Raw genomic sequence first — 26,724 nt, 5'->3', positions numbered from 1 at the left:
ATTTGCTAGGCGCGCGGGCGATGACCCGCCGCCCCGCCCTTCTCGCTCTGCTGTTCGGCGCGCTTGCCGCCACCGGTTTCGCGCCGCTGCAACTTTGGCCGCTGATGCTGGGCGGGCTTGCCGGCCTCGCCTGGCTGATCCATCGCGCGCCGACGATGCGCCGTGCCGCATGGCTCGGCTGGTGCTGGGGCCTTGGCCATTTCACCGTCAACAACAACTGGTTCCAGCACGCCTTCGACTTTCAGGACAAGATGCCGCCGGTGCTGGGCTATTTCGCCGCGGTCGGCCTTGCGCTCTATCTCGCGATCTTTCCGATGGCGGCGGCGATGGCGACATGGCGGCTGGGTCGTCGGAAGCGACCGGACGCCGCCTTCGCACTGATCTTCGCTGCGGCGTGGATCGCGACCGAATACCTCCGCTCCATTTTGTTCACCGGCTATGCCTGGGACCCGGTCGGCGTCGTCTGGCTGCCGGTGATCGGGGTCGCGCGTCTTTCCGCCTTGATCGGCACCTATGCGCTGTCCGGCGTCACCGCGCTGGCCGCCGCGTCGCTGCTGCTGGTGCCGCAGCGGCGGTGGACCCTGCCGGCTCTCACGTTCTCCGCGCTGGCGGTGGCTGCGATCCTCGCCCCGCTGTCGCGCGCGCCGGATGCCGCGCCGGGTGCGCCGCTGCTCCATGTCGTCCAGCCCAATATCGGCCAGGATGCGCGCGGCGAGGACGATCAGGAGGCGATGCTCGCTGCGCTAACCCGTTGGTCCGGCCGCCCGGGCCCGCGCCCACGCCTGGTGCTGTGGCCGGAGGGCGTGATGCGCGACTATCTGGAAAGCGGCTATCCCGGCTGGATCTATGACGGGCAGAGCCCGCTGTTCAACCGCTGGCGGCTGGCCCGCCTGCTCGGCCCGCGCGACATTCTGCTGACCGGCCATACGCCGCTACGCTTCGACAGGGCCGGCGACGTCGCGGGCGCGTCCAATTCGGTATTCGCCGTCGACTCGCGGGCGCGGATCGTCGGCCGCTACGACAAGGCGCATCTCGTCCCCTATGGCGAATATCTGCCGATGCCCTGGCTGCTCAAGCCGCTCGGCCTCGCCCGGCTGGTCCCCGGCGACTTCGACTTCGACAGCGGCCCCGGCCCGCGTACCCTGACCCTGCCCGGCTTCGGCGCGATCGGTTTCCAGATCTGCTACGAGATCATCTTCTCCGGGAGGGTCGTCGACGAGGCCCATCGACCGCGGCTGATCTTCAATCCGTCGACCGATGCCTGGTTCGGCCGCTGGGGCCCGCCGCAGCATCTGGCGCAGGCGCGGATGCGCGCGATCGAGGAAGGGCTGCCGATCGTCCGCTCGACACCGACCGGCATCTCCGCTGTCATCGCTGCCGACGGCCGCCTGCTGGCCACGGTTCCGCATGAGCGCGCGGGCGCGATCGAGGTCGCGATGCCGCCGCCGCTGCCGCCGACGCCATTCAGCCGCATCGGCAATTGGGCGGCCCTGCTCACGGCGGCGGTGTTCGCCGCGCTCGCGATTGCCATCCGCCGCCCTACGCTATAGTGGTCATATAAAGGCATCTTTATATCGTTATGAGGCAGTGATGCGCAGTTCCTATATCTTCACCTCCGAGTCCGTATCCGAAGGTCATCCCGACAAGGTCGCCGACCAGATCAGTGACGCGATCGTCGACCTGTTCCTCTCCAAGGATCCGGAGGCGCGCATCGCCTGCGAGACGCTGACCACCACCAACAAGGTCGTGCTGGCCGGCGAAATCCGTTGCAAGGGCGTGTTCGAGAACGACCAATGGGCGCCCGGCGCGCTCGACGAGATCGAGGCCGCGGTGCGCGACACGGTGAAGCGCATCGGTTACGAACAGTCGGGCTTCCACTGGCAGACGTTCGACTTCTCGAACAATTTGCACGCCCAGTCGGCGCATATCGCGATGGGTGTCGACGAGAGCGGCAACAAGGACGAAGGCGCCGGCGATCAGGGCATCATGTTCGGCTATGCGACCGACGAGACGCCCGGCCTGATGCCCGCGACGCTCTATTATAGCCACAAGATCCTCGAGAAGATGGCGGCCGACCGCCACTCGGGCGCCGCCCCCTTCCTGGAGCCGGACGCCAAGAGCCAGGTGACGCTGCAGTATGAGAACGGCGTGCCGGTCAAGGCGACCGCGCTGGTCGTCTCGACCCAGCACAATGCTGACCATTCCAACCCCGAGGGTCAAGCGAAGCTGCGCAACTACGTCAAGGGCGTGTTCGCCGAGATCCTACCCGACGGCTGGCTGCCCGAAGACGAGAAGATCTACGTCAATCCGACCGGCCTGTTCGAGATCGGCGGCCCGGACGGCGACGCCGGCCTGACCGGCCGCAAGATCATCGTCGACACCTACGGCGGTGCCGCCCCCCACGGCGGTGGCGCATTCAGCGGCAAGGACCCGACGAAGGTCGACCGCTCGGCCGCCTATGTTGCGCGCTACCTCGCCAAGAACGTCGTCGCCGCCGGCCTCGCCAAGCGCTGCACGATCCAGCTCTCCTATGCGATCGGCATCGCCGAGCCGCTCAGCGTCTATGTCGACACGCACGGCACCGGGACGGTCGACGAGGCGAAGCTGGAGCAGGTGCTGCCGCAGCTCGTCCGCCTGACCCCCAAGGGCATCCGCGAGCATCTCAAGCTCAACGCGCCGATCTATTCCAAGACCGCCGCTTACGGTCACTTCGGCCGTGAGCCGGACGGCCAGCTGTTCACCTGGGAAAAGACCGATCTGGTCGATCAACTCAAGGACGCGGTCGCGGCCTGATACCGGCCGGGCCCCGGCAAAAATCGGGGGCCGGTGAGCGCCATGCAAAAGACCGCCGCGGTGCTACCGCGGCGGTCTTTTCGTTTTCCTAGCCATGTCCGCCTGGAATCGGCCGCCTACCGCCGGTAGGCGTGCCGCATCTCGTCCATCCAGCCGACCTGAACGTTCGACGCGGGCGTACCCGACGCCGCCGCCGAGCGCGGCCTGCGCGCCGCTTCCAGATCGATCGGCTGGGCGAAATTCAGGCCGGCCAGCCGATCGGTGACCCACATCACCATCGCGGGCAGCCCTTCGAGCAGCCCCATGTCGACGATGATCGGCATGTCGGCCTTCAATTCGCCGTGATGCTCGACACAGGCCCCGGTCAGCGACAGATTGCGGACACGTTGCAGCATCGGGCGCGGCAGCCCTGGAACATGCAGATAGGCGCGTACGATGACGCTGCTGCGCTTCTGCCGGGGGGATTCTAGCGACTGATCCATCACAACCTCGTTGCCGCCGCTATGCCGGCTGCGTAGTTACCGAACTATGAATTTTGCCAGCTAATCCGGAGGTTTCGCTCGCATGCTCGGCCGCGCCGTGCGGCTTGTGCAGCGCCGCGACGGCCGCCGCCGTCGCCCGCTCGATCATCGCCGCGGTGATCCACGACGGCAAGCCGTGCCGCGTGTCGGGACCGCCCAGCCGGCGCGCCGCCACTGCTCCCACCGCGACCACGATCTGGCTCGCCAGCATACGCGTGCCACCGCGCGTCAGCCTTGGATTCCGCAGCGCCAGCCCCGCCGCCACGGCGCCGGCGGCAGCGACCAGCATCAGCGGCTCGCGCGCGGCCTCGTGCCAGACGGCGGCGATCGGATGGGCTTCGGCCTTGGGGGGATGGCTCACGATGGTGTCTCCGTCATTTCGCCGCGCACCTGCGCATGCGCCAGCAACGCGAAGATCCCCGCGCCGCCGATCAGATTGCCCAGCACCGCCGGCGCGATCAACCCGCCCAGCGTCTGCGCAAGATCGATCCGCCCGGCGAACATCAGGGTGAAGGCCTCCGCCGAGCCGACCACCGAATGGCTGAAGCCGGCGATGGTCAGCGCATAGGTGAAGGCGAGGATCACCCAGAAGCTCTGCTCGCGCGCATTGGGCAGCACCCAGGCGACGATCGCAATCAAGAAGCCGGCGGGAATGGCGTTGACGATCGTCCGGCCGGCCGACAATTCGGTGATCTTGTCCGACACGGCCAGCGCCGCCTCACGCAGCGCGGCATCGCCGATGATGCCATGCGCGATCGCATAACCGGCGATCGCGGTGCCGATCAGATTGGCGAACAGCACGATCCCCCACAGCCGCAGCGTCGCCATCGCCGCCCGCCCCGATGGCCGGGTGACCAGCGGCAGCATCGCGGTGATGGTGCTTTCGGTGAACAGCTGCATGCGGCCCAAGATGACGATCAGAAAGCCGATCGGATAGCCGAGCGCGGCAACTAGCTCCCGCCATGGCGTATCGGGCAAGGCGCGATGCAGCGCCGCCTCCGTCAGCAGCGAGGTGCTGATCGCGATCCCCGCCGCCAGTCCCGACCAGAACAGCGAACGGGCGGGCCGCCGCATCTCGTCCTCGCCCGCCTCGCGCACGGTGCGGTGCAGTTCGCGTGCGTCGGCCGCTTTCAGATCGTCATCGTGGTCAGCGCGGTCGGCGGGAGGGGAATCGGCCATAAGCGGCCAACGGGCGGCGCCACGCTTTGCTCCGCCGGGCGCGGTGCTTTGCGCCGCGACGCGAAGCGGCTAAGGCCCCGCTCCCATGAACGATCCCGTCACCATCCGCCGTCTCTACGGCCGCCGCCAGGGCCACAAGCTCCGCCAGGGCCAGGCCGCGCTCGTCGAGGAGCTGTTGCCGCGCGTCAGCGTTCCCGAAGACGGCGCGCTCGACGCCGCGACGCTGTTCGGCGACGACCGTCCGCTGGAGGTGGAGATCGGCTTCGGCGCGGGCGAGCATCTCGCCGGCCAGGCGGAGGCGCGGCCCGGCACCGGCTTCATCGGCTGCGAACCCTTCCTCAACGGCGTCGTCGGCGCGCTCGGCCACATCCGCGACCGCGACCTCGGCAACGTCCGCCTCCACATGGGCGACGCGCTCGAGGTGCTGGAACGGCTGCCCGACGCCAGCCTGGGCCGCGTCTATCTGCTCCACCCCGATCCCTGGCCCAAGGCGCGCCACGCCAAGCGGCGGATGGTCAACCACGGCCCGCTCGACGTCATCGCCGCCAAGCTGAAGCCCGGCGCGGAATTCCGCCTCGGCACGGACGACCCGACCTATTGCCGCTGGTCGATGATGGTGATGAACCAGCGCAGCGACTTCGTCTGGACCGCCGAGGGGCCGCAGGACTTCCTCAGCCGCCCCGCCGACTGGCCGGAAACCCGCTACGAGCGCAAGGCGCGCCGCCAGGGGCACGAGGTCTGGTATTTCCGGTATATCCGGCAATAGCGCGCAGGGGTGTGCCAGGTTTGGACATAGGACCGGTACTGGCCCATCGCCCTGCTTCGAAGGACGACGGACCAATCCCCTCAGCATAATGCGCTACCCGACTCTATTTGCATGCTTACAGCGATAGAAAGCGCTTGGGCTCGGGTTCGCCTCGGCAGTCAAACGCGTTCGACTCGGAACTTGAACAGATGACGCTCCCCGTTGACCTCAACGGCCAACGCAACCAACTCACCGATCTTCGCATTTTTGAGTTTCGAGCAGATGATGCGCCCGCCATAGCCACTATCGGGATCTAGTGTCGTCGTTTGGATATACTCATCATTCAACATTTCGAGCGTCTTGTTGAGCCCGACTTGACTCAACGCGATGGCGCCCCCGCCAGCGGCCACCGCCGCGACTTGGCCATCGCTCAATCCAGGTCGTTCGATCACCGTTCGATAGATTCGCCCACTCGGCGCATACGTCGTCACGGTTGTGTTGTTGTTCTGTGCGGCAGCCGCCGCGCCTGCTAACATGGCGTAGCCAATCTGAGACCACATCGCCCGCTTCTTAGCCTTCGACTCTACCTGGGCCTTGGTGAAAACAGGAAGCCGGTTGGCACCATAGCTGAACGCGATATTCTCCACGCCCACGTTCATCGCTTGCCTGGATTTGTTGTACACGGCTACCTTGAATGTCAGGCTGCCGTGATCGAGACCGGGTAGCGGCACGATGCGGACTGCCGCCTGCTGATCCGGAAGATCCTCCTCAATTTCAGGAACACCCTGATTGAAGCGGACGATTTGTGCTGGCCCTGCGACCGGCTTGATTTCCAGCTTGGCGTAAGCCGGTGTGGCAACGACGAGCGCAATGCCCATCGACATCATTACCTTTTTCATCAGACCCCCTACAGCGCATTCCCATTGCGCTGACGGGAAGTATCAATCACGGATTGGCAGTAATCAAGCAAGTTGATCCTAAATATCAATATCCATTTTGGCTCTACATTAGCCACTATGGACAGAATACCAATTCTAAAAAGCGGCCAGCTAGCAAGTCGCTATGTACCGGTGGACACCGTCCATAAGGACCGGAAAGGAACTAATCCGCTATGGCTGTTTATGAGTGAGTGCCGATACAACGGCAAACCCGCATTCTGAAGCCGGACCTTTCCCAACGATGGGGTACTCGGCAACGCGTCGCGAGACCTTCAGAGCGGCGCTCACCAACTGCTTACAAACAGCGTCAAAGGTGAAGTTGAGCTGGTATTCGAAGCTGAAGCCTCGTCACTTCGGACGGTGGGCGCCCGGTCTCGCAAACGCCTTCGTCGGCCTCGCGCTGCCCGTGCCAACTTACGCGGCGCGCCGTTTGCATATTGCCGGACGCCCAAGGCGCGCCGCCTCACTCCTCCAGCTTGGCCCCGTCGAGCGTCCGGTCGCTACGCGCGCGTTCCATGGCGTCCGCCTGCTTCTCCGCCTTGGTGCGGCCGAACTTGGCGCGGTTGGCCTCCGCAGTCTGGCGGGCGGCGGCGCGGTCGCGGGCCTTGCGCGCGCGGTTCAGGTTGACGATCTCAGCCATCGCCACAGCCTAACCTGCCGCGAGCGTCCGCGCCATCGCGCAGACCCGCTGCCACCGCGCCAGTTCATCGCGGGCGTCGGCGAGCGCGCGGTGCGCCGGCGTGCCGCGTTCCGCCACCCCGGCCCGCGCCCGCGCCTCCTCGACCAGCGGCGCGACGCGGTCCGCCGGCACCGCCTCGCGCAGGATCGCGGCCGCCGCCTCCCGTTGCGCCTCGTCCGTGTCGCGCAGGCGCAGACTGTGCCGCGGCCGTTTCGCCGCGCGCAGCAGCACGCTCAGCCATTTTCCGTCCCACGACGGCGCGCTGGCGAACAAATCGTGGCCACCTAGCGTGTCGATCATCCGCGCCGCGACGACATCGTGTGGCGTGCCGTCGCGGACCAGGGCCTCGCGGGGGATATGGTGGATCGCCTCGGCTTCGGCATCCCAATCCGTCCACCCCTCCGCGGGCCGGATCAGATGGGCTTCGCCGCGGCCGTCCTCGAACACCCAGGCGACCTCGATCGGATAGCTGGTCTTGGCGAGCGAGGAGGCTTCGAAGTCGAGGAAGACGCGCATCGCCGAACAACGCATCGGCGCGTGTCACGGGTTCAGCGATGCTGCCCCGACCGTTGCCAGAGGCCGCGCAGCAGCCGCCCGGCCAGCGCCGGCAGGCGCGGCGGCAGCAGCAGCCAATCGCGGATCGCCGGGCCGCGGTCGGCGCCGATCACCTGTTTGTAGCCGCTGTCGCCGGCACCCCAATCGACGCGCGTCACGCCCCGCCCGATCGCCTCGACCAGATTGCGGTAATAGAGCAGCTTGCCCGGCGAATGTTTGGCGAAGGCCGGATCGTAGCTGTTGGCGATCGCATATTTCAGGTCGCCGGCATCCAGATCAAAGGAAAAGGCCGCCGGCCGCCCGTCGATCGTCAGCAACGCGGCGCGCAACATGTCGGCGAGCACCGGGTCGGCCGCCGCCGCGCGCCAGAAGGCGCCATGGCCGGTGGTGGTGAATTTGGCGTCGCTGCCGTCGGTGCGGGTCGCGATCCAACTCGCCTCCTCCACCGCCGCCAGCCGGTCGAAGGCCGCGGGCCAATCGGCGCCGTGCAGGAAATGCCAGGCGGGCACGCCGTGTTCGGCGAGGTGCTTCTCGTGGAAGCGGTTCTTGCGCAGCGTCGAATTGCGCGGCCAGGTGCCTTCGGCCTGCACAGCGGCCATGTCGAGCAGCCAGCTGTCCGCGACGAAGCGGTCGATCGTCGTCCACCCGCGCATGCGCGCCGCGGCGATCAGCGGCATCGCCGTCGCATCGTCGTCATAGACCGGCCCGATCCGCAGGCCGTTGATCGTGCCGGCGAGCGCGTCGAGCGCCGCCCCCAACGCCCCCTCGCCCGCGCCCAGCGCGATCGGGAAGCTGCGGAACGGCCAGTAACAGCCAGGCACCGCGGCGAGCCGCAGCATCGCCGGTCCCAGTCCGACGAACGGCAGCGCGAGGACCGGCGCGCCATCCTCCTCGACCACCAAGGTGCGCGCGGCGCCGCCATAAGCCGCCAACGCCGCGGCGTACCAGCCGTAGCGCAGGAAGGCGTGGCTGGCCGATCCCGCCTCCGCGACCCGGTCGATCGCCACCGACAGGCCGTCGCCGATCTGCGCGCGCGCGGCCGGCGGCAGCTGCTGGAAGTCGGCAAGGCGCATCGGCTTGGTCACGTGCCTCGCTGTAGAAGCAGAGGGTTACCAACCGGTGCAACCCGAAGGGTCACCACTCGGCGCTTTCACCGAACCGTATACCGCCCTAGAATGTCGCCATGCCGACCTTGCCCGCCGTCACGACCATCGCGCAGACGATCCAGCTGTCCCTCGCGCCGGTGTTCATGCTCGCCGCGATCGGCCAGGTGCTCAACGTCCTCGCCGGACGGCTGGCCCGCGTGATCGACCGCGCCCGCGCGCTGGAGGAGGCGCTGGTCCATGCCCCCGAAGACGCGGTGCAGCGGCACAAATGGGAATTGCGGCTGCTCGACGAGCGCATGTCGATCATCAACGGCGCGCTGTTCCTGGCGGTGGCGAGCGCGGTGATGGCGTGCATCGTGATCGCGATGCTATTCGTCGCCAATCTGGCCAAGCTGCATATCGGCACCTGGATCGCTTTGGCATTCATCGTCGCGGTGACGCTGCTGATCCTGTGCCTGATCGCCTTCATGTGGGAAGTGCGCGTGTCGCTGCGCGCGATCCACGTCCGCAAGGAAATTCTGTTGTGAGCGCGCGGCTCGAGCTGCGGCTGCTGCAGGCGGTGGTCGCGATCGCCTGTTGCGTGCCGCTGCTGATCGGTGGCGAGGGCGTGCTGCACGGCCCCGCTTTCCTCGGCCATCCGCCGGTGATCCCGCGCGATCTCGACAGCCATTTCCGCTATGTCTCGGGCATCTTCCTCGGCGTCGGCATCGCCTTTGCGACCTGCATCCCCGATGTCGCCGACAAGGGTCCGCGGTTCCGCTTGCTCGGCGCGCTGATCGTGGCGGGCGGTCTGTCGCGGCTGGTGTCGCTCGCCAGCGTCGGGGCGCCGTCGGTCGGACACCGTTTCGGGCTGGCGATGGAGCTCGGCGTGGTGCCGCTGCTGATGCTGTGGCAGGCGCGGGTGGCGCGGCGGCAGGCCCGATAGCGGCCCGCCGCACTACGCCGCACCGTCAGCGCGTCCCGTCCAGTCCCGGACCGACATCCGCCTGCGGCAGATAGCGCGGCGCCACCCGCGCCTTGGCGCGTTGTTCGTAGGCATAACCAGCGCCGAGCACCCGCGCATCCTCGCCGCGCGTCGCGATGAACGACAGGCCGACCGGCAGTCCCTTCACCAGCCCCATCGGCACGGTCAGATGCGGGTAGCCGGCGATCGCCGGCAGTTCGGACGCCGACGGGCCATTATACTGGTCGCCATAGACCGGATCGCTGAGCCAGGCGCCGGCATAGGTCGGCTCGACCAGCACGGTCGCCCCTGCCGCCTTCAGCATCGTGTCGATGCCGCCCGCCCCGGCGAGGCGCAGCGATTTTGCCCGCGCCGCCTTATAGTCCGGGTCGTCGAGCCCCTTGGTCTTCGCCGCCAACTCGAAGATTTCCTGCTGGAAAAAGGGCATCTCCGTCGCGGCGTGATCCCGGTCGAAGGCGATCAGCTGGTCCAGCGTCCGCGCGGTCACCGCCGCCGGCGTCGTCGCCAGATAGGCGTTGAGGTCCGCCTTTAGCTCGGTCTTCAGCACGGTGAATTCGGCGTCGCCGATGCCGTCGAGCTTGGGCGGCGTGACCTCGACCAGCCGGGCTCCCGCCGCGCGCAGCACGCCAAGTGCGCGGTCGTAGGCGGCGGCGAGGTCCGCCGCCATGCCTTCCGGCCGGATCACGCCGACCGTTGTGCCCGACAGCGCGCTGACCGACAGGCCGGCGGCATAGTCGCGCGTCACCGCACCCTTGGTCACGGCATCCTCCGGATCGGCGGCGACCATCGCGGAGAACAGCGTGGCGACGTCGCGGACGCTGCGCCCCATCGGTCCCGGCGTGTCCTGGCTGTGGCTGATCGGCACGACGCGGGTGCGGCTGACCATGCCGATCGACGGCTTCAGCCCGACGACGCCATTGAGCGACGAGGGGCAGACCACCGACCCATCCGTCTCCGTGCCGACCGCCGCCGCGGCGAAGCTCGCCGCCACCGCCGCGCCCGAGCCGGACGAGGACCCGCAGGCGGTGCGATCGAGCGCATAGGGGTTCTTCACCAGCCCGCCGATCGCGCTCCAGCCACTCATCGCATGGGTGGAGCGGATGTTAGCCCATTCGGACAGATTGGTCTTGCCGAGGATCACCGCACCGGCACGGCGCAGCTCCGCGACGACCGGCGCGTCGCGGCCGGTGACATTGTCCTTCAGCGCCAGGCTGCCGGCGGTGGTCGGCATCCGGTCCGCCGTCTCGATATTGTCCTTGATCAGGATCGGCACGCCATGCAGCGGCCCGCGCACCCGCCCCGCCTTGCGCTCCGCGTCCAGCGCCTTGGCCTGGGCGAGCGCGTCGGGGTTGAGCGTGATGACGCTGCGCAGCGTCGGCCCCTTGCGGTCCATCGCCGCGATCCGCGCGATATAGGCGCGGGTCAGCGCGACGCTCGACGTCTGTCCCTGTCGCATCAGCGCCTGCAACTGGTCGATCGACGCTTCCTCGACCTTGACGTCGGCGGCCGCGGCGACCGTCGGCACGGCCAGGCCGGCAAGCGAAAGGGCCAATAAAATCCGGCGCATGGAATCCCCTCTTGAAACAGATTGCGATGCTATCGCCGGAAATGGCCGACGCAAGCGGGCTTGCGGCATGAACCATGACCCTTCACCTGCGTTACCCGGCGTCCCTTCTTCCGGATTTCCGCGTGGCCACAGCGCTCAAGATCATCGGTGCCGTCCTCGTCCTGCTGATCGTCACGATTGGGCTGGCGGTGACGATCGTGCCGCGGTTCCTCGACCGCATCTATTATCGCGGGCCGGCCAGCGACCATTTTGACGGCGAACGCTTCCGCAATCCCGACGGCGACGCCGACACGATGCGCCTGCCCGCGGGCGGCGGCCGCGCCGGCTTCTTCTGGCGCCAGCTGACCGGCAGCGACGGCCGCCCCGCCTGGCCGAAAAGCGTCGCCGTCACCCAGGCGCGGCCGCCGGCACGGGTCGATGGCGACCGCATGCTGGTCACCTGGGTCGGTCATGCCACGGTGCTGATCCAGACCGGCGGGCTCAACATCCTCACCGATCCGGTGTGGAGCGACCGTGCCGGGCCGCTCGGCTTCGGCCCGAAGCGCGTCACCGCGCCCGGCATCCGCTTCGAGGATCTGCCGCGGATCGACCTCGTACTGGTCAGCCACAACCATTACGACCATCTCGACCAAGCGACGCTGCAGCGGCTGTGGCAGCGCGACCGGCCGCAGATCGTCACCAGCCTCGGCAACGACAGCGTCATCGGCCAGGTCGGTGCGAGGGCGACCGCGCTCGATTGGGGCCAGGCGGCGACGCTGACCGCCAGCGGCCTGACCGTCACGCCGGTCGCGCCGCGCTGCGGCGAGAGCCCCTGGTGCCGCGGCGACCGGGCGCAGATCATCGTCACCCGCAACCACCATTGGGGCAGCCGCTGGTTCACCGATCGCAACCGAGCCTTGTGGTCAAGCTTCGTGATCCGCCTGCCGGGCGAAGGCGGCAACATCTTCTTTGCCGGCGACACCGGCTTCGGCGACGGCCACTGGCCGCGCGAGGCCGCGGGCTACGGTCCGATCCGCTTCGCCATGATCCCGATCGGCGCCTTCCGCTTCGTGCCCGGCCAGATGTCGTCGGGCAGCCATATCGGTCCGGCGGAGGCGGCGCTGATCCACCAGCGGTTGGGCGCGGCGCACAGCATGGCGATCCATTGGGGCACCTTCCGCCTGTCCTATGAAGGCTATGACACCCCGCCGGAGATGCTGGCGGAAGCAATGCGCTGCACCGGCGGTACCGGATTCGCCGCGGCCGGCATCGGCGAGTCGTTCGAAGTGCCAAGCTATGCCGCGCCGGCGCCGACCCGGCCGCTGACCCGCGAGGCGATGCTGCGTTGCATGGACCGTCCGGCGGTCAACGCGCTGCGCTAAACCACCCTTCTCGTCATCCCCGCGCAGGCGGGGATCCAGACGCGTGGGCCTTCGCGAGGGTCAAAAGCGTCAGCATGTCGGGATTCCCGCCCGTGTGGGAATGGCGAAGCGGGCGTCCCTAACCTCTACCGAAACGTCGCCGCCAGCCCGTGGTACAGCTTCTCCCGGCACACCGCCTGGCTCGCCCAATCGGCGATAAACGCCGCCGCGAACATCGGCAGCAGCAGGCCGCGGCTCGCCGTCGTCTCCGACAGGATGATCACCGCGGTCAGCGGCGCGCGCACCACGCCGGCGAAATAGGCGGTCATGCCCAGGATCACCACCGCGCCCGCCGGGTCGCCGGGAAAGACGAAGCGCAGCAGATTGCCGACGCCGGCACCGACCGCCAGGCTCGGCGCGAAGATGCCGCCCGGCATCCCCGCCACCGCGGTCGCCAGCGTCGCCAGCGCCTTGGCCGGCCCGAACCACAGGGGCGCATCGACGCCGACGATCATCGCCCGCGCCGCGCTATAGCCGGTGCCCCAGGTCAGGCCGACGGTGGCGATGCCGAGCACGGCGACGACCAGCCCGCAGCCCCCGGCGAACAGGATCGGGTTCGCCTTGGCCAGCCCGGTGATCCGATGCCGCCCGTTGGCGAAGCCGAGCATGGTGCGCGAGAACAGGCCACCGAACGCGCCGCCCGCCAGCCCGGCGACGGGCACGACGATTACCGCCGCCTGCAGCGAGATATGCGCGCCGATCGCGCCGAAATAGATATAGTCGCCCATCAGCGCCTGCGCGGTCATGCCCGCGACGACGATCAGCGACAGGACGAGCAGCGTCACCTTCTGCTCATAGGCGGCGGCGAGTTCCTCGATCGCGAACAGCACCCCGGCGAGCGGCGTGTTGAACGCCGCCGCGACTCCCGCCGCGCCGCCCGCGACGATCACCGCCGCGTTCAGCGGTACGCGCAGGAAGCGGTGGGTCACGCCCATCACGGCCGCCGCGATCTGCACCGTCGGCCCCTCGCGGCCGACGCTGGCGCCGCACAGGATCGCGCCGATGGTCAGCGCGACCTTGCCGATCACCGTCGGCACGGAGATGAGCCCGCGCGTCGCTCCCTGTGGATCGTGACGCGCCGCCATCACCTGCGGAATGCCCGATCCGCGCGCCAGCGGCACGAAGCGGCGGGTCAGCCAGACCAGCGCCATGAAGCCCAACGGCGTGGTCAGCAGCGGCAGCCAGTGCCAGCGCCGGGCGAAGGCCGCGAAGGTCAGCCCCATCGCGTCCGACAGTTCGGCGAACAGCACCGCGACGATGCCGATCGCGATCGCGCCGGTCAGGACGGCGATGCGGCGCCGGAAGCGGAGGCTGGTCGGCCCCCGCGAACGCAGCAGCGCACGGAAGCGTCGGAGCGTCCACCCCCGCGGGCGACGCGGCGGTGGGGGCTCGCCGGTCATGCGGTGGGGGTTAGGGTAAAGGGGAGGAAGATAAAAGCTTTCTCTCCCCTCCCACTTACGGGAGGGGAATGGCTTTAGTCGACGAAGGCGCGCTCGATCACATAGGTGCCGGGCTTGGCGTTCGATCCTTCCTCGAACCCGATCCCATCCAGCATCGCCGCCGTCTCGCGGATCATCGCCATCGATCCGCACAGCATGATCCGGTCGTTCTCCGGATCGAGCCTCTTGGGTCCCTGTACCGGATCACCGAACAGGGCGGCGCTTTCGATCAGGTCGCCGATCCGCCCGGTGGTGCGGAACGGCTCGCGCGTCACGGTCGGGATATAGTGGAATTGCGCCGCCGCTTCCTCCGATACCAACGGATCGTCGGCCAGCCGCGCCTGCAACTCGTCATGATAGGCAAGGTCGCTGACCTGCCGCACCGAATGGACCAGGATCACCTGATCGAACATGCCGTAGACGTCGGGATCGCGCGCCAGGCTGAGGAACGGCGCCAGGCCGGTGCCGGTCGAGAAGAAGAACAGCCGCTTGCCGCCGACCAGAGCGTCGGTGACCAAAGTGCCGGTCGGCTTCTTGCCCATATAGACCTCGTCGCCCGGCTGGATCAGCTGGAGCTTGGAGGTCAGCGGCCCGTCCTCGACCTTGATCGACAGGAACTCCAGCTCCTCGGCATAATGCGGGCTGGCGACCGAATAGGCGCGCATGATCGGCTTGGCGTTTTCATCGTCGCCGGGCAGGCCGATCATCACGAACTCGCCGGAGCGGAAGCGGAACGAGGCCGGCCGCTCGACCGCAAAGGAGAACAAGCGGTCGTTCCAGTGACGCACCCACAGCACCTTGACGTTGAGGAACGCCTTGGTCTCGGGAATCAGCACGGGGGCACGGGTATCGGTCATTGCGGGCAAAGCTTCGGATCGTTCGCGAAGCGGTCGCAATATGGGTGCGGGCCGGACGGGTCAACCAAAGCGAAACTTGCAGCCTCCCCAGTGCTCCTGCGCGTGCAAGAGCACATGGATGTTCCCGATCCGTTGCCACCGCCAAACGCCGCCCCCATATCCCGTCGTCTATGGCCATTCAGATCCGCACCAGCCTCGCCGAGCCGGAAACCGGTGAGAGCTTCGTCCCCCACCGTCCCGCGCGTCCCGACAAGGTGGAGGGCGGCAAGCGCTTCGAACTGGTCAGCGAGTATCAGCCGTCGGGCGACCAGCCGACCGCGATCCGTGAACTGACCGAAACCGCGCGCGCCGGCGAGAAGGACCAGGTGCTGCTCGGCGTCACCGGCTCGGGCAAGACCTTCACCATGGCCAAGGTGATCGAGGAACTGCAGCGTCCGGCGCTGATCCTCGCGCCCAACAAGATCCTCGCCGCGCAGCTTTACGGGGAGTTCAAGAGCTTCTTCCCGCACAATGCGGTCGAATATTTCGTCAGCTATTACGATTACTACCAGCCGGAAGCCTACGTCCCGCGCTCCGACACCTATATCGAGAAGGAATCGTCGACCAACGAATCGATCGACCGGATGCGCCATTCGGCGACGCGGTCGCTGCTCGAACGCGACGATGTGATCATCGTCGCCTCGGTGTCGTGCCTCTACGGTATCGGCTCGGTCGAAACCTATTCGGCGATGATCTTCGACCTGAAGAAGGGCCAGACCGCCGACCAGCGCGAGATCGTGCGCAAGCTCGTCGCGCTCCAGTACAAGCGCAACGACGCGGCCTTCGCGCGCGGCAATTTCCGCGTGAAGGGCGACACGCTGGAGGTCTTCCCCTCGCACTATGAGGACACCGCCTGGCGGATCAGCTTCTTCGGTGACGACATCGAGGAGATCGTCGAGTTCGATCCCCTGACCGGCAAGAAGATCGCCAACCTCAACTCGGTCCGTATCTACGCCAACAGCCATTATGTGACGCCTGGCCCGACGCTCAAGCAGGCGACCGAGGCGATCAAGCACGAGCTTGCCGAGCGCCTCAAGGAACTGGTCGCCGAGGGCAAATTGCTCGAGGCGCAGCGGCTCGAGCAGCGCACCAATTTCGACCTCGAGATGATCGCGGCGACGGGCAGTTGCGCGGGGATCGAGAATTACAGCCGCTTCCTGACCGGCCGCCTGCCCGGCGAGCCGCCGCCAACCCTGTTCGAATATCTGCCGGAAAATTCCCTGTTGTTCGTCGACGAGAGCCACCAGACCGTGCCGCAGATCGGCGCGATGGCGCGCGGCGACCATCGCCGCAAGATCACGCTCGCCGAATATGGCTTCCGCCTGCCCTCGTGCATCGACAATCGCCCCTTACGCTTCAACGAATGGGATGCGATGCGCCCGCAGACGGTCAGCGTCTCGGCGACGCCGGGCGGCTGGGAGATGGAGCAGACCGGCGGCGTCTTCGCCGAACAGGTCATCCGCCCGACCGGGCTGATCGACCCGCCGGTCGAGATCAAGCCGGTCGAGGAGCAGGTCCAGGATCTGATTCAGGAGTGCAAGGCGACCACGGCGAAGGGCTATCGCAGCCTCGTCACCACGCTGACCAAGCGCATGTCCGAAGACCTCACCGAATATATGCACGAGGCGGGGATCAAGGTCCGCTACATGCACTCGGACGTCGAGACGCTGGAGCGTATCGAGCTGATCCGCGACCTGCGGCTCGGCGTCTATGACGTGCTGATCGGCATCAACCTGCTGCGCGAGGGCCTGGACATTCCCGAATGCGGGCTGGTCGCGATCCTCGACGCCGACAAGGAAGGCTTTCTGCGCTCCGAGACCTCGCTGATCCAGACGATCGGCCGCGCCGCGCGCAATGTCGACGGCCGCGTCATCCTCTACGCCGACCGCGTCACCGGATCGATGGAGCGGGCGATGAACGAGACAGCGCGTCGTCGTGAGAAGCAGCAGGCGTACAATCTCGAACATGGCATCACGCCGCAGACGATCCGCCGCAACATCGGCGACATCATCGCCCATGTCAGCCAGGGCGATCAGGTCACCGTGCCGATCGACGACGAGCGTCCGCACATGGTCGGCCACAACCTGCGCGCGTACATCGAGGAGCTGGAGAAGAAGATGCGCAAAGCCGCGTCCGACCTCGAGTTCGAGGAGGCCGGCCGCCTGCGCGACGAGATCCGCAGCCTGGAACAGGAGGAACTCGGCCTGCCGGTGGAGCAGCAGAAGGCGCCGATCATGGGCCGCAGCAACGAAGGCAAGCCGGGCACGCGCAAGACTCGCTACGGCAAGCAGCAGAAGATGCGAATGGGGGGACGGCGGTCGCGTTGATCGCCACCTCTCTGCCCGCGCCACCGCAAGATCGTCTAGATTAGCGGCGGAGGCGCCGTGCATGATCCGCAGCTTCGCCGATCCCGAAACCGAACGCATCTGGAACCGCGATCGTAGTCGCAAACTCCCGCCAGACATTCAACAACGGGCGATGCGCCGCCTGACGTTGCTCGACTCCGCGCAAAGCCTTGACGAGGTCGGCAATCTCAAGGGTAATCGGCTGCACGCCTTACGGGACGATCGCGCCGGTCAGCATGCGATTGCCATCAATATGCAGTGGCGCATATGTTTCGTATAGAAGGACGGTGACGCCCATGACGTCGAAATCACGGATTACCACTGATCCGGAATGGCTCGCAAACGAGCATGCCGGTCAGCTGCTGGTCAGCGAATTTCTGGAACCGGAAGAACTCAGCGTCGACCAGCTTGCGCAAGCAATCGAGGCGGACAGCGCACATATCCAGTCGGTCATCGACGGCGTGGAGCCCATCGATGCCGAACTCGACCTCCGTCTCGCCCGTTATTTCGGCCTGTCGGAGGGGTTCTTCCTGCGGCTGCAGGACCGGTACGAGATCGTCGAGGCCAAGCGCGCCTTGAACGACGCGCTCGACCGGATCGTGCCCCGCGCCGCTTAACCCGCGCTCAGATCCTCGGCGCGGACGCCGTAATAGCTGGCGACGCGGTCGGCATAGGCCTGGTCGAACACCGGCGCGTTGTTCGCCCAGCTCGGCCCGCCCTCCAGAATGCGCCGATCGATGGTGATCACGTACAGGTCGCGGACCGGATCGAACTGCAACAGGTCGAACGGCACCGGATAGAAGCTCTTGCCCATGCCGAGGAAGCCGCCGAGGCTCAGCACCGCATGCGTGGAGCGCCCCGAACCCTTGTGCACCATCAGCGCATAGACCGACCCGACGACGTCGCCGTCGCGGCTTTCGACCTTCAGCGTATGGGCGACATTGGCCTGCACAAGCAGCTGGGTCGTGGCGGTCTGGCTGGCGGGGGCTTCGGTCGACATGGCGGCTCCTGGACGCGAGGACGTTGGGGTTGATGCAGGTGAACCGCCCGGCCGCCACGGCGGTTCCCGCGGACGCGGGTTGAGGCGCCCGGCCGCATCGCCCATAAGCCGCCGCCATGTCGACACGCTCCTGGCCCCGCCTGTTTTCCGTTCTGGCGTCCGCGCTTGCCGCCGCCTGCGTGCCGCAGGTCGCGCCCGAGCCCACGCCGGCGCCGCCCCCGGTCGCGGCGCGGCCGACACCGCGCCCGGTCGTCCAACCGCTGGCTGACGATTGGCGCGACTGGCCGCCGACGCCGGGCACCTGGACCTACCGCCAGGACGGCCGCGGCAGCCTGGCGCTGTTCGGCCCGGCGGGTGGCGACGCGCTGCTGACCCTGCGCTGCGACCGGGCCGCGCGTCGGATGTATGTGTCGCGCAGCGGCAGCGCGGCGGCGCCGCTCGTCATCCGCACCACCAGCACGACGCGCCAGCTTTCGGTGCAGCCGACCGGCGGCACCCCGCCCTATGTCGCGGCCGCGCTGGCGGCGGACGACCGCCTGCTCGACGCCATGGCGTTCAGCCGCGGCCATATCGCCGTCGAGCAGCCGGGCACGGCGACGCTGGTCGTGCCGGCCTGGGCCGAAATCGGACGCGTGACGGAGGATTGCCGCGGCTAGCCGCACATTGGCAACGGGCGACCAATGTCGCGCAGACGGCGCCGTAAAACAAGACTTGTATCTCGACGCCTTGGTGCGCACATTGGTGGTGTGGCGGGGGTCCTCGTCACTTGGCTATCCACAAGCGAAAGGAGGTGATCCGATGTCTCATGGTTCAGCAATGGGGTCGGTTCAGTTCGTTCGGGGGACTGGCTTCTAAGACCTGTTGACGCCGCATCGGGGGGTATCCTCCCCCAATCAACGATGCCGGCAAGGGTTGAAGAGGCCTCATGGTCTCCCGGGCTGGAGCTCTCCGGCCGCTGACCATGTTTAGGGGTTGTCGGGCACACTCGTGAGGGGTGTCCGGCAACCTCTTCTCATATGGGGCCGCCTCTTCCCACCGGTCCGCATCCGACCTAGACTGTCCGGTAAGGGAGGTATGGATGGCGCAGCGGAACTGGATCGTCGCGCTTGCCGTGATCGCGCTCGCCGGGCTCGGCTATTGGTATGCCGGGCGACGGCCTACTTCGCCGCCGCGCGCCGCCGCTGACGAGGTCCCGGTCGTCGCCGCGTCACCGGCGCCGGCAGCCGCCGCGACAGTCGCGCCCCGCGCTGCCCCGGCCCCGTCGCCAGCCGCCGCCGGCGTCACACCCCAACCGGATGACATCGCGGCCACTTTGCCGCCGGACGGTATCTCGCCCGCCCAGCTTCATGCCCGTTTCCGCGCCGAACCGCGCGATCCCGCCTGGGCATCGCGCAGCGAAGCCGGCTTGCGCAACGCCCTGGCCGAGATCCCGCAGATCGGCGGCGGCAATGCGCTCACCGTGCAATGCGCGAGCAGCCTGTGCGAAGTCAGCGGCGATTATGCCGCGAATCTGCCCCTCGCCGACGCCAATGCGGTCATGCAGGCGCTGCAAGGCGAAACACTCTCCCGCCGCGCCACCGCGCTCGGCCTGGATAATCCGACGTCTAGCTTCGGCTCGGCGCACGGACGGCCGACCTTCTTCCTCGTCTATCGGCGCAAGTAGCGGCGCCTGCCGCGCCGCACCTCGCGGTGCGGTCGCATCCCAGAACCGACAGCCGCCGCGCCTTCGCTCACGCCGGCTGCAGCAGCCCTTCCCGCGCGATCTTCTCGCGCCACACCAACGGCGCGAGCTGGTGGACGTTCTGCCCCTCGGCGTCGACCGCGACGGTGACCGGGAAGTCCTTCACCTCGAACTCGTAGATCGCCTCCATGCCGAGGTCTTCAAAGCCGACCACCTTGCTGCCCTTGATCGCGCGCGCGACCAGATAGGCGGCGCCGCCGACCGCCATCAGATAGGCGCTCTGGTGATCGCGGATCGCCTCGGTCGCGGCGGGGCCGCGCTCCGCCTTGCCGACCATCGCCAGCAGGCCCTGCTCGAGCATCATGCGCGTGAACTTGTCCATCCGCGTCGCTGTGGTCGGCCCCGCCGGCCCGACCACTTCCTCGCCGACCGGGTCGACCGGCCCGACGTAGTAGATCACGCGGCCCTCGAACTCGACCGGCAACTCCTCACCCTTGGCCAGCATATCGGCGATGCGCTTGTGCGCGGCATCGCGGCCGGTCAGCATCTTGCCGTTGAGCAGCAGCCGGTCGCCGTGCTTCCACGTCCGCACCACCTCGGGGGTCAGCGTGTCCAGGTCGACGCGGATCGCCGCGCTGTCCGGCTGCCAGTCGACCTTGGGCCATTCGTCGAGCTTCGGCGCTTCGAGATAGACCGGCCCGCTGCCATCCAGCGTGAAATGCGCATGACGGGTCGCGGCGCAATTGGGGATCATCGCCACCGGCTTGGACGCGGCATGCGTCGGCCAGTCGAGGATCTTGACGTCGAGGATGGTCGACAGACCGCCCAGCCCCTGCGCGCCGATGCCGAGCGCATTGACCTTGTCGAACAGCTCGATGCGCAGCGCCTCCAGGTCGTTCTTCGGCCCGCGCGCCTTGAGCTGCGCCATGTCGATCTGGCCCATCAGCGATTCCTTGGCGAGCACCATCGCCTTTTCCGCGGTGCCGCCGATGCCGATGCCCAGCATGCCCGGCGGGCACCAGCCGGCGCCCATCTGCGGGATCATTTCCAGCACCCAGTCGACGATCGAATCGCTGGGGTTCATCATCTTGAACTTGGTCTTGTTTTCGCTGCCGCCGCCCTTGGCCGCGACGTCGACATGGACCTGCGCCCCCGGCACCATCTCGACATGCAACACGCTGGGCGTGTTGTCGCGCGTGTTGCGACGGGTGAAGGCCGGGTCGGCGAGGATCGACGCGCGCAGCTTGTTCTCGGGATGGAGATAGGCGCGCCGCACCCCCTCGTCGACCACCTCCTGCAGGCTGCGATCGCCCTCCAGCCGGCAATCCTGGCCCCATTTGACGAAGACGGTGACGATGCCGGTATCCTGGCAGATCGGACGGTGCCCCTCGGCGCACATCCGGCTGTTGGTCAGGATCTGCGCCATCGCATCCTTGGCGGCTGGGCTCTGCTCGGCGGCATAGGCCTCGCCCAGGGCGCGGATATAGTCCATCGGATGATAGTAACTGATGAACTGCAGCGCGTCGGCGACGCTCTCGATCAGGTCGTAGGGGCGGATGGTGACGATCGCGCCGGTCGACGCGGCAGGATGATGGGAGATCACGGGCAACAGGCTCCTTTGCGCCGAAGCCTTAATTCCCCCCGCCCCGCCCGCCAAGGCCCCCGCCGCGGTCGGCCCGACACGGGCCGCGCCTCGGCGGCGGTCCCATCGATTCGCTTCCGCCTCTAAACCCTTCGGCAACCAGACATTGTTACGCTGTCCGCATGCCGATCATCCCGAGCCGCGCCGCTATCGATGCCGAACGGAACACCTCTCCGGCGCAGCTGCTCGGCCTGACCGACGAAGGCGGCGACCGCTTCCTGCGCAGCCACGATTCCGGCCTGCATCTGGTCGGCGTGGTCTGGCCGTTCGCCATGCTGGCGCAGGGATTCGCCATGCTGATCCTGATCGGCGCGACGCTGGCGCTGCGCCAGCCCGGCATGGTGGCCGCCGCGCTCATCCACGGGGGCTTCCTGATCGCGCTGTCGCTCGCCGGCTATGCGCTGCTTGTCCGACAGGAGGTGCGCACCTGGCCGGCGCATCTGCGCACACGCAGCTTCGCACTGGCCGGCGGTGGCATGGCCGCGGCGATCATGGCGATGTTGTGGTCGACCATCGCGCTGCCCGCAGGGCCGCTGCAGCTCGCCAGTTTCGTCGGCATGCTCGGCGCGGCGGGCATGACCGCCCTGATCCTGCATCCGGTTCGCGCCGCCAGTCTCGCCTTCGGCGGCGGGCTGGTGCTGATGCTCGCCATCCTCAGCCACCATTGGGCGCCGGTCGGTGTCGCCGCGCTGGTCCTGACGGGGCTGGCGCTCGCCTCGCTGCGCGTCGCCCGCATCGACATCGCCGCCAGCCGCGCCAGTGCCGAGGAGCGCGAGGCCGGCCAGTTTGCGACGCGGATGATCGGCGAGTTCGAGGCGCATGGCGCCGGCTGGTTCTGGCAGACCGATCGCCACGGGCGGCTGACCTATCTGTCGGCCAAGGTCGCCGGCGCACTGGCGCGCGACGCGGAAACGCCGCTCGGCCGGATGCTGATCGACGTGCTGCGCCTCGACAGCGTCGCACCGGGAACCGAGCGGACGCTCGCCTTCCATCTGTCGTCGCGCACCTCCTTTGCCGACTATACCGTCTGCGCGACGCAGGCGAAGGAGCCCGACCGCTGGTGGTCGATCTCCGGCCGGCCGCTGGTCGATCATCTTGGCCGGTTCCAGGGCTTCATCGGTTCGGGCAGCGACCTCACCGAACAGCGCCGTTCGGAGGCGGAGATCACCCGCCTCGCGCTGTTCGACAGCCTGACCGGCCTCGCCAATCGCCAGCGCATGCGGCACAGCCTCGACAAGACCCTACAGCAGCAGGCCGGCCCCTATCGCCCAGCGGCGCTGTTCCTGATGGACCTCGACCGGTTCAAGGCGGTCAACGATACGCTCGGCCACCAGGCCGGCGACGAATTGCTCGTCCAGGTCGCGCAGCGGCTGCAGCGTGGCGTCGGCGACAAGGGCCTGGTCGGCCGGCTTGGCGGTGACGAATTCCAGGTCCTGCTGCCCGGCCTCGACAAGCGCGACACGCTCGCCGCCCTGGCCAATGATCTGATCCGGTCGCTGTCCCAGCCCTATTTCGTTCACGACAATTCGGTGTCGATCGGCTGTTCGATCGGCGTCGCGATCGCGCCGCACCATGGCGAGGATGCCGAGGAGCTGATACGCAATGCCGATCTTGCCCTCTATGCCGCCAAGGCGGACGGGCGCGGCGTTCATCGCTTCTTCTCCGAGGAGATGCTGGAAGGTGCGCGCACCCGCAAGCAGCTCGAGGACGATATCCGCACCGCCCTCAACGACGGCGGCTTCCACCTCGTTTACCAGCCGCTGGTCAGCACGCTCGACGAAAGCATCGTCGGCTATGAGGCGCTGCTGCGCTGGAATCACCCGACGCGCGGGCCGATCTCGCCGACCGCCTTCATTCCCGTGGCGGAGGAATCGGGGCTGATCGCGCCGCTCGGCGAATGGGTGTTGCGCACCGCCTGTCGCGAGGCGGCGCGCTGGCCGCGGCCGGTCCGCGTCGCGGTCAACGTGTCGCCGCTGCAATTCGCCAATCCGGCGCTGCCCTCGCTGGTCGCCAGCGCGCTGGGCCATGCCGGCCTGCCGCCGCGCCGGCTGGAGCTGGAGATCACGGAGAGCGCCTTCCTCAACGATTCGTCGGATTCGATGTTCAAGGCGCTGAAGGGGCTCGGCATCCGACTCAGCCTCGACGATTTCGGCACCGGCTATTCGTCGCTCGGCTATCTGCGCAACGCGCCGTTCGACAAGATCAAGATCGACCAGTCCTTCGTCCGCGGCGCGGTGCAGCCCGGCAACCGCAACGCCGCGATCATCAAGGCGATCGTCACGCTCGCCGAAACCCTGGGCATGGAGACGACGGCGGAGGGGGTCGAGGTGCAGGACGAGATCGCGCTGGTCCGCGCGCTCGGCTGCAGCCACATCCAGGGCTTCGTCTATGGTCGGCCGGTGCCGGCCGACGGCGTGCAGGAGCAGTTGCAGGGCGATCGCCTGGCACCGGTCGGGCACAAGATCAGCCGCGGCCCGCGCACCCGCATCCTGCGCTCCGCCCGGATCGCGCTCGGCACGGCGCGCGGCGACGTGCGCGTCCGCGACATCTCGCCCCACGGCGCGCTGGTCGAGGGACTGTCGATCGACGGCGACGCAACCGGGCTCGACGTCCTGATCGAGCTGGTCGAGAATGAAATGGTCACCGCTCGCGTCGCTTGGGCGCGGGACGGCAAGGCTGGCCTGCAGTTCCTCGACGCCTTCGACCTCGACCTGCTCAACCAGCCGGTAGCCCGCGCGCTCCGTCGGACGGGTTGAGCGGGCAGGCGCGCGGGCGCCGGCAGCACGCCCCGTCGGTGGGTGGTTCAGCCGACAGCGTCCTCGCTTCTGCCGAGGCAGAAGCATTTCACTGCTGGCGCAACGACTTGCGGGCGAGCCATCGGCGGTGGTGGCGCTCCCCGCCGGTCGGGCGGTGCCACCCCGCCCGCCCTATGCCGAAACAGCCGATCCGGGCGGTTTTCGGCCCGGATCGGTTGATAGAAAATATTTTCCGGTCGCCCCCGCCCCCTTGCCATTCGCGAAACCCGCAGAAGTCCGCGCGTCGCATCGCCCGGGTCCGTAACAGCGCCGTCACAACCGCCGGAACCGGATCGTCGGCGCATCATTAACCTCTTGCCTCCCGGCACGGTTTGCCACAATTTATGGGGGTTGGTTTCGGGGGCCGACCCTACGGATGGTATAAAGCTGGCATTCGCCGCAGATCGCGGGGGGATCCGGCCGCATGCCCCGGGGCGGTGGACGACCAAGGCTATACGATCCCCGGCCGGCGCCGTCACGCTGCATTTGGCGTGCCCCGGTGCCCCGGCGGACGACAGGACAAGGAGCGACGGGGCCGATGGATTTCAGGGATACGCAGGACGCGACGATGACCGTAGACACGCTCGACACCACCGTCACCACGCCGGCGCCCGCCGCCACCGGCAGCCGTTCGGTCGCCCAGCCTTATGCGCTGGACGTCGACCATAGCCGCGACGCTCTGCTCACCGACTTCGGCAAGGAGACGCTGAAGGACCGCTATCTGCTGCCGGGCGAAAGCTTCCAGGATCTGTTCGTCCGCGTCGCTAGCGCCTATGCCGACGATCAGGCGCATGCGCAGCGCATCTACGATTACATCAGCCGCTTGTGGTTCATGCCGGCGACGCCGGTGCTGTCGAACGGCGGCACCGGTCGTGGTCTGCCGATCAGCTGCTACCTCAACTCGGTGCCCGACAGCCTCAACGGCATCGTCGACACCTGGAACGAGAACGTCTGGCTGGCGTCGCGCGGCGGCGGCATCGGCACCTATTGGGGCAACGTCCGCGGCATCGGCGAACCGGTCGGCCTCAACGGCAAGACTAGCGGCATCATCCCCTTCGTCCGCGTGATGGATTCGCTCACCCTGGCAATCAGCCAGGGCTCGCTGCGTCGCGGTTCCGCCGCCTGCTATCTCGACATCTCGCATCCCGAGATCGAGGAGTTCCTCGAGATCCGCAAGCCGAGCGGCGACTTCAACCGCAAGGCGCTCAACCTGCACCATGGCGTGCTGCTCACCGACGCCTTCATGGAGGCGGTGCGCGACGGTGCCGAATGGGAGCTGAAGAGCCCCAAGGACGGCAGCGTCCGCGGCAAGGTCGATGCGCGCGCGCTGTTCCAGAAGCTGGTCGAGACCCGCCTCGCCACCGGCGAGCCGTACATCGTCTTCGCCGACCATGTGAACAAGGCGATGCCCAAGCATCACCGCGACCTCGGCCTCAAGGTGTCGACGTCGAACCTGTGCAGCGAGATCACGCTGCCGACCGGCAAGGATCACCTCGGCAACGACCGGACCGCGGTCTGCTGCCTGTCCAGCCTCAACCTCGAGACCTGGGACCAGTGGAAGGACGATAAGCAGTTCATCGAGGACGTGATGCGCTTCCTCGACAACGTGCTGCAGGACTACATCGACCGCCACGAGCCGGGCATGGAGCGCGCCGCCTATAGCGCGGCACGCGAACGCTCGGTCGGCCTCGGCGTGATGGGCTTCCACTCCTTCCTGCAGGCACGCGGCCTGCCGTTCGAGGGGGCGATGGCCAAGTCGTGGAACCTGCGCATCTTCAAGCACATCAACGCGCAGGTGAACGAAGCGTCGATGCAGCTCGCGATCGAGCGCGGCCCCTGCCCCGACGCCGCCGACATGGGGGTGATGGAGCGGTTCAGCTGCAAGATGGCGATCGCGCCGACCGCGTCGATCTCGATCATCTGCGGCGGCACCTCGGCCTGCATCGAGCCGATCCCGGCCAACATCTACACCCACAAGACGCTGTCGGGCAGCTTCGCGGTCAAGAATCCGTATCTCGAGAAGCTGCTCACCGAAAAGGCGAAGAACAGCGACGCGGTGTGGAATTCGATCCTCGAACATGGCGGCTCGGTCCAGCACCTCGACTTCCTCAACCAGGAGGAGAAGGACTGCTATAAGACCAGCTTCGAGATCGACCAGCGCTGGCTGCTCGAACTGGCCGGCGACCGCACGCCCTATATCGACCAGGCGCAGTCGCTGAACCTGTTCATCCCCGCCGACGTCGAGAAGTGGGACCTGCTGATGCTCCACTTCCGCGCCTGGGAACTGGGCATCAAGTCGCTCTATTACCTCCGCTCCAAGTCGGTGCAGCGTGCCGGCTTCGCCGGCAGCGGCGGCGTCGAGGCGGACAATACGATCAGCGCGCCGAAGTTCGAGATCGGCGAGACGACGGATTATGACGAGTGTCTGGCCTGCCAGTGAGGTGATCGGGCCGTTCGCTGACACCCTCACCCTCCCATC

Annotated in this window: 25 protein-coding genes; 13 read left to right on the top strand and 12 right to left on the bottom strand. The window is 67.6% G+C overall.

The genetic code is table 11. The features are described 5' to 3' along the window. The first annotated feature begins 20 nt into the window (after nucleotides 1-20). Nucleotides 21-1,550, top strand: coding sequence for an apolipoprotein N-acyltransferase (gene lnt / locus D9601_RS16445; protein WP_198355166.1), 1,530 nt, complete (start codon nucleotides 21-23; stop codon nucleotides 1,548-1,550). Between the two features lie 40 nt (nucleotides 1,551-1,590). Continuing rightward, entirely contained in the window at nucleotides 1,591-2,793 is a 1,203-nt protein-coding gene (gene metK / locus D9601_RS16440) for a methionine adenosyltransferase (RefSeq protein WP_232474304.1), read from the top strand. A gap of 116 nt (nucleotides 2,794-2,909) precedes the next feature. Here metK and D9601_RS16435 read toward each other — a convergent pair whose 3' ends face one another. From D9601_RS16435 to D9601_RS16425, 3 genes are read right to left on the bottom strand one after another with little or no spacing between them, the layout of a single operon-like run. Further along, nucleotides 2,910-3,275 (bottom strand): PilZ domain-containing protein, encoded by a 366-nt coding sequence (locus tag D9601_RS16435; protein WP_198355164.1) that lies wholly within the window; start codon nucleotides 3,273-3,275, stop codon nucleotides 2,910-2,912. Between the two features lie 19 nt (nucleotides 3,276-3,294). Continuing rightward, on the bottom strand, nucleotides 3,295-3,675 hold the full coding sequence (locus D9601_RS16430) for a hypothetical protein (RefSeq protein ID WP_198355163.1): 381 nt from the start codon (nucleotides 3,673-3,675) through the stop codon (nucleotides 3,295-3,297). Further along, nucleotides 3,672-4,493 (bottom strand): formate/nitrite transporter family protein, encoded by an 822-nt coding sequence (locus D9601_RS16425; protein WP_198355162.1) that lies wholly within the window; start codon nucleotides 4,491-4,493, stop codon nucleotides 3,672-3,674. Before D9601_RS16425 ends, D9601_RS16430 begins: the two co-directional genes overlap by 4 nt. Before the next feature lie 85 nt (nucleotides 4,494-4,578). On the opposite strand from D9601_RS16425, the gene trmB reads away from it, so the two are divergent. Next, entirely contained in the window at nucleotides 4,579-5,259 is a 681-nt protein-coding gene (trmB, locus tag D9601_RS16420) for a tRNA (guanosine(46)-N7)-methyltransferase TrmB (protein WP_198355161.1), read from the top strand. 158 nt (nucleotides 5,260-5,417) lie between these two features. On the opposite strand, the gene D9601_RS16415 is transcribed toward trmB, so the two are convergent. The 4 genes from D9601_RS16415 to D9601_RS16400 form a co-directional block, all read right to left on the bottom strand. Continuing rightward, nucleotides 5,418-6,137 carry a hypothetical protein gene (locus D9601_RS16415; protein ID WP_198355160.1) on the bottom strand — a complete coding sequence of 240 codons (720 nt, stop codon included), beginning with the start codon at nucleotides 6,135-6,137 and terminating at the stop codon, nucleotides 5,418-5,420. Between the two features lie 502 nt (nucleotides 6,138-6,639). Continuing rightward, nucleotides 6,640-6,816: a DUF4169 family protein gene (locus D9601_RS16410; protein ID WP_198355159.1), complete on the bottom strand. Its 177-nt coding sequence runs from the start codon at nucleotides 6,814-6,816 to the stop codon at nucleotides 6,640-6,642. Between the two features lie 9 nt (nucleotides 6,817-6,825). Further along, nucleotides 6,826-7,371: a 3'-5' exonuclease gene (locus tag D9601_RS16405; protein ID WP_198355158.1), complete on the bottom strand. Its 546-nt coding sequence runs from the start codon at nucleotides 7,369-7,371 to the stop codon at nucleotides 6,826-6,828. Nucleotides 7,372-7,403: 32 nt separating this feature from the next. Continuing rightward, on the bottom strand, nucleotides 7,404-8,495 hold the full coding sequence (locus tag D9601_RS16400) for a GNAT family N-acetyltransferase (protein WP_332838034.1): 1,092 nt from the start codon (nucleotides 8,493-8,495) through the stop codon (nucleotides 7,404-7,406). Between the two features lie 98 nt (nucleotides 8,496-8,593). On the opposite strand from D9601_RS16400, the gene D9601_RS16395 reads away from it, so the two are divergent. Both D9601_RS16395 and D9601_RS16390 read left to right on the top strand, forming a co-directional pair. Then, nucleotides 8,594-9,043 carry a DUF2721 domain-containing protein gene (locus D9601_RS16395; RefSeq protein ID WP_198355157.1) on the top strand — a complete coding sequence of 150 codons (450 nt, stop codon included), beginning with the start codon at nucleotides 8,594-8,596 and terminating at the stop codon, nucleotides 9,041-9,043. Continuing rightward, nucleotides 9,040-9,441, top strand: coding sequence for a DUF4345 domain-containing protein (locus tag D9601_RS16390; RefSeq protein WP_198355156.1), 402 nt, complete (start codon nucleotides 9,040-9,042; stop codon nucleotides 9,439-9,441). The genes D9601_RS16395 and D9601_RS16390 overlap by 4 nt, the downstream gene beginning before the upstream one ends. A gap of 25 nt (nucleotides 9,442-9,466) precedes the next feature. On the opposite strand, the gene D9601_RS16385 is transcribed toward D9601_RS16390, so the two are convergent. Then, a complete protein-coding gene (locus tag D9601_RS16385) occupies nucleotides 9,467-11,047 on the bottom strand; it encodes an amidase (protein ID WP_198355155.1) in 1,581 nt (526 codons plus the stop codon). Nucleotides 11,048-11,169: 122 nt separating this feature from the next. Here D9601_RS16385 and D9601_RS16380 point away from each other — a divergent pair, with 122 nt between their 5' ends. Next, nucleotides 11,170-12,408 carry an MBL fold metallo-hydrolase gene (locus D9601_RS16380; RefSeq protein ID WP_332838033.1) on the top strand — a complete coding sequence of 413 codons (1,239 nt, stop codon included), beginning with the start codon at nucleotides 11,170-11,172 and terminating at the stop codon, nucleotides 12,406-12,408. Between the two features lie 125 nt (nucleotides 12,409-12,533). Here the strand turns inward: D9601_RS16380 and D9601_RS16375 are convergent, their stop codons facing one another. Together D9601_RS16375 and D9601_RS16370 are read right to left on the bottom strand one after the other, a co-directional pair. After that, nucleotides 12,534-13,847: a chloride channel protein gene (locus D9601_RS16375; RefSeq protein ID WP_198355153.1), complete on the bottom strand. Its 1,314-nt coding sequence runs from the start codon at nucleotides 13,845-13,847 to the stop codon at nucleotides 12,534-12,536. Between the two features lie 74 nt (nucleotides 13,848-13,921). Next, a complete protein-coding gene (locus D9601_RS16370; protein WP_198355152.1) occupies nucleotides 13,922-14,743 on the bottom strand; it encodes a ferredoxin--NADP reductase in 822 nt (273 codons plus the stop codon). A gap of 170 nt (nucleotides 14,744-14,913) precedes the next feature. Between D9601_RS16370 and uvrB the strand changes: the two genes are divergently transcribed. The 3 genes from uvrB (at nucleotide 14,914) to D9601_RS16355 (ending at nucleotide 17,744) form a co-directional block, all read left to right on the top strand. After that, nucleotides 14,914-17,109 (top strand): excinuclease ABC subunit UvrB, encoded by a 2,196-nt coding sequence (gene uvrB / locus D9601_RS16365; protein WP_198355151.1) that lies wholly within the window; start codon nucleotides 14,914-14,916, stop codon nucleotides 17,107-17,109. Nucleotides 17,110-17,170: 61 nt separating this feature from the next. After that, entirely contained in the window at nucleotides 17,171-17,407 is a 237-nt protein-coding gene (locus D9601_RS16360; RefSeq protein ID WP_198355150.1) for a type II toxin-antitoxin system RelE/ParE family toxin, read from the top strand. Between the two features lie 16 nt (nucleotides 17,408-17,423). Next, nucleotides 17,424-17,744, top strand: a complete 321-nt coding sequence (locus tag D9601_RS16355) for a HigA family addiction module antitoxin (protein ID WP_198355149.1) — start codon at nucleotides 17,424-17,426, stop codon at nucleotides 17,742-17,744. Here the strand turns inward: D9601_RS16355 and D9601_RS16350 are convergent. Continuing rightward, nucleotides 17,741-18,127, bottom strand: a complete 387-nt coding sequence (locus D9601_RS16350) for a PRC-barrel domain-containing protein (RefSeq protein ID WP_198355148.1) — start codon at nucleotides 18,125-18,127, stop codon at nucleotides 17,741-17,743. The genes D9601_RS16355 and D9601_RS16350 overlap by 4 nt on opposite strands. Before the next feature lie 116 nt (nucleotides 18,128-18,243). On the opposite strand from D9601_RS16350, the gene D9601_RS16345 reads away from it, so the two are divergent. Together D9601_RS16345 and D9601_RS16340 are read left to right on the top strand one after the other, a co-directional pair. Then, on the top strand, nucleotides 18,244-18,783 hold the full coding sequence (locus D9601_RS16345; protein ID WP_198355147.1) for a hypothetical protein: 540 nt from the start codon (nucleotides 18,244-18,246) through the stop codon (nucleotides 18,781-18,783). A gap of 422 nt (nucleotides 18,784-19,205) precedes the next feature. Then, nucleotides 19,206-19,790, top strand: a complete 585-nt coding sequence (locus D9601_RS16340) for a hypothetical protein (protein ID WP_198355146.1) — start codon at nucleotides 19,206-19,208, stop codon at nucleotides 19,788-19,790. 67 nt (nucleotides 19,791-19,857) lie between these two features. Here the strand turns inward: D9601_RS16340 and D9601_RS16335 are convergent, their stop codons facing one another. After that, nucleotides 19,858-21,411: a fumarate hydratase gene (locus D9601_RS16335; protein WP_332838038.1), complete on the bottom strand. Its 1,554-nt coding sequence runs from the start codon at nucleotides 21,409-21,411 to the stop codon at nucleotides 19,858-19,860. A gap of 161 nt (nucleotides 21,412-21,572) precedes the next feature. Here D9601_RS16335 and D9601_RS16330 point away from each other — a divergent pair, with 161 nt between their 5' ends. Continuing rightward, a complete protein-coding gene (locus tag D9601_RS16330) occupies nucleotides 21,573-24,206 on the top strand; it encodes a putative bifunctional diguanylate cyclase/phosphodiesterase (protein ID WP_232474303.1) in 2,634 nt (877 codons plus the stop codon). A gap of 577 nt (nucleotides 24,207-24,783) precedes the next feature. Continuing rightward, a complete protein-coding gene (locus D9601_RS16325) occupies nucleotides 24,784-26,685 on the top strand; it encodes a ribonucleoside-diphosphate reductase subunit alpha (protein WP_198355145.1) in 1,902 nt (633 codons plus the stop codon). Nucleotides 26,686-26,724 lie beyond the last annotated feature (39 nt).

Origin of the sequence: Sphingomonas sp. MA1305 (assembly GCF_016107325.1) — a bacterium.
GTDB lineage: Bacteria > Pseudomonadota > Alphaproteobacteria > Sphingomonadales > Sphingomonadaceae > Sphingomonas.
This window is presented reverse-complemented; position numbering and strand designations above follow the sequence as displayed.

Coding starts and splice junctions, on each gene's coding strand:
- D9601_RS16325 (WP_198355145.1), top strand. CDS start 24,784: ATGGATTTCAGGGATACGCAGGACGCGACGATGACCGTAGACACGCTC.
- D9601_RS16340 (WP_198355146.1), top strand. CDS start 19,206: ATGGCGCAGCGGAACTGGATCGTCGCGCTTGCCGTGATCGCGCTCGCC.
- D9601_RS16375 (WP_198355153.1), bottom strand. CDS start 13,847: ATGACCGGCGAGCCCCCACCGCCGCGTCGCCCGCGGGGGTGGACGCTC.
- D9601_RS16330 (WP_232474303.1), top strand. CDS start 21,573: ATGCCGATCATCCCGAGCCGCGCCGCTATCGATGCCGAACGGAACACC.
- metK (WP_232474304.1), top strand. CDS start 1,591: ATGCGCAGTTCCTATATCTTCACCTCCGAGTCCGTATCCGAAGGTCAT.
- D9601_RS16435 (WP_198355164.1), bottom strand. CDS start 3,275: ATGGATCAGTCGCTAGAATCCCCCCGGCAGAAGCGCAGCAGCGTCATC.
- D9601_RS16395 (WP_198355157.1), top strand. CDS start 8,594: ATGCCGACCTTGCCCGCCGTCACGACCATCGCGCAGACGATCCAGCTG.
- uvrB (WP_198355151.1), top strand. CDS start 14,914: ATGGCCATTCAGATCCGCACCAGCCTCGCCGAGCCGGAAACCGGTGAG.
- D9601_RS16415 (WP_198355160.1), bottom strand. CDS start 6,137: ATGAAAAAGGTAATGATGTCGATGGGCATTGCGCTCGTCGTTGCCACA.
- D9601_RS16355 (WP_198355149.1), top strand. CDS start 17,424: ATGACGTCGAAATCACGGATTACCACTGATCCGGAATGGCTCGCAAAC.
- D9601_RS16410 (WP_198355159.1), bottom strand. CDS start 6,816: ATGGCTGAGATCGTCAACCTGAACCGCGCGCGCAAGGCCCGCGACCGC.
- D9601_RS16360 (WP_198355150.1), top strand. CDS start 17,171: ATGATCCGCAGCTTCGCCGATCCCGAAACCGAACGCATCTGGAACCGC.
- D9601_RS16350 (WP_198355148.1), bottom strand. CDS start 18,127: ATGTCGACCGAAGCCCCCGCCAGCCAGACCGCCACGACCCAGCTGCTT.
- D9601_RS16345 (WP_198355147.1), top strand. CDS start 18,244: ATGTCGACACGCTCCTGGCCCCGCCTGTTTTCCGTTCTGGCGTCCGCG.
- D9601_RS16385 (WP_198355155.1), bottom strand. CDS start 11,047: ATGCGCCGGATTTTATTGGCCCTTTCGCTTGCCGGCCTGGCCGTGCCG.
- trmB (WP_198355161.1), top strand. CDS start 4,579: ATGAACGATCCCGTCACCATCCGCCGTCTCTACGGCCGCCGCCAGGGC.
- D9601_RS16370 (WP_198355152.1), bottom strand. CDS start 14,743: ATGACCGATACCCGTGCCCCCGTGCTGATTCCCGAGACCAAGGCGTTC.
- lnt (WP_198355166.1), top strand. CDS start 21: ATGACCCGCCGCCCCGCCCTTCTCGCTCTGCTGTTCGGCGCGCTTGCC.
- D9601_RS16405 (WP_198355158.1), bottom strand. CDS start 7,371: ATGCGCGTCTTCCTCGACTTCGAAGCCTCCTCGCTCGCCAAGACCAGC.
- D9601_RS16425 (WP_198355162.1), bottom strand. CDS start 4,493: ATGGCCGATTCCCCTCCCGCCGACCGCGCTGACCACGATGACGATCTG.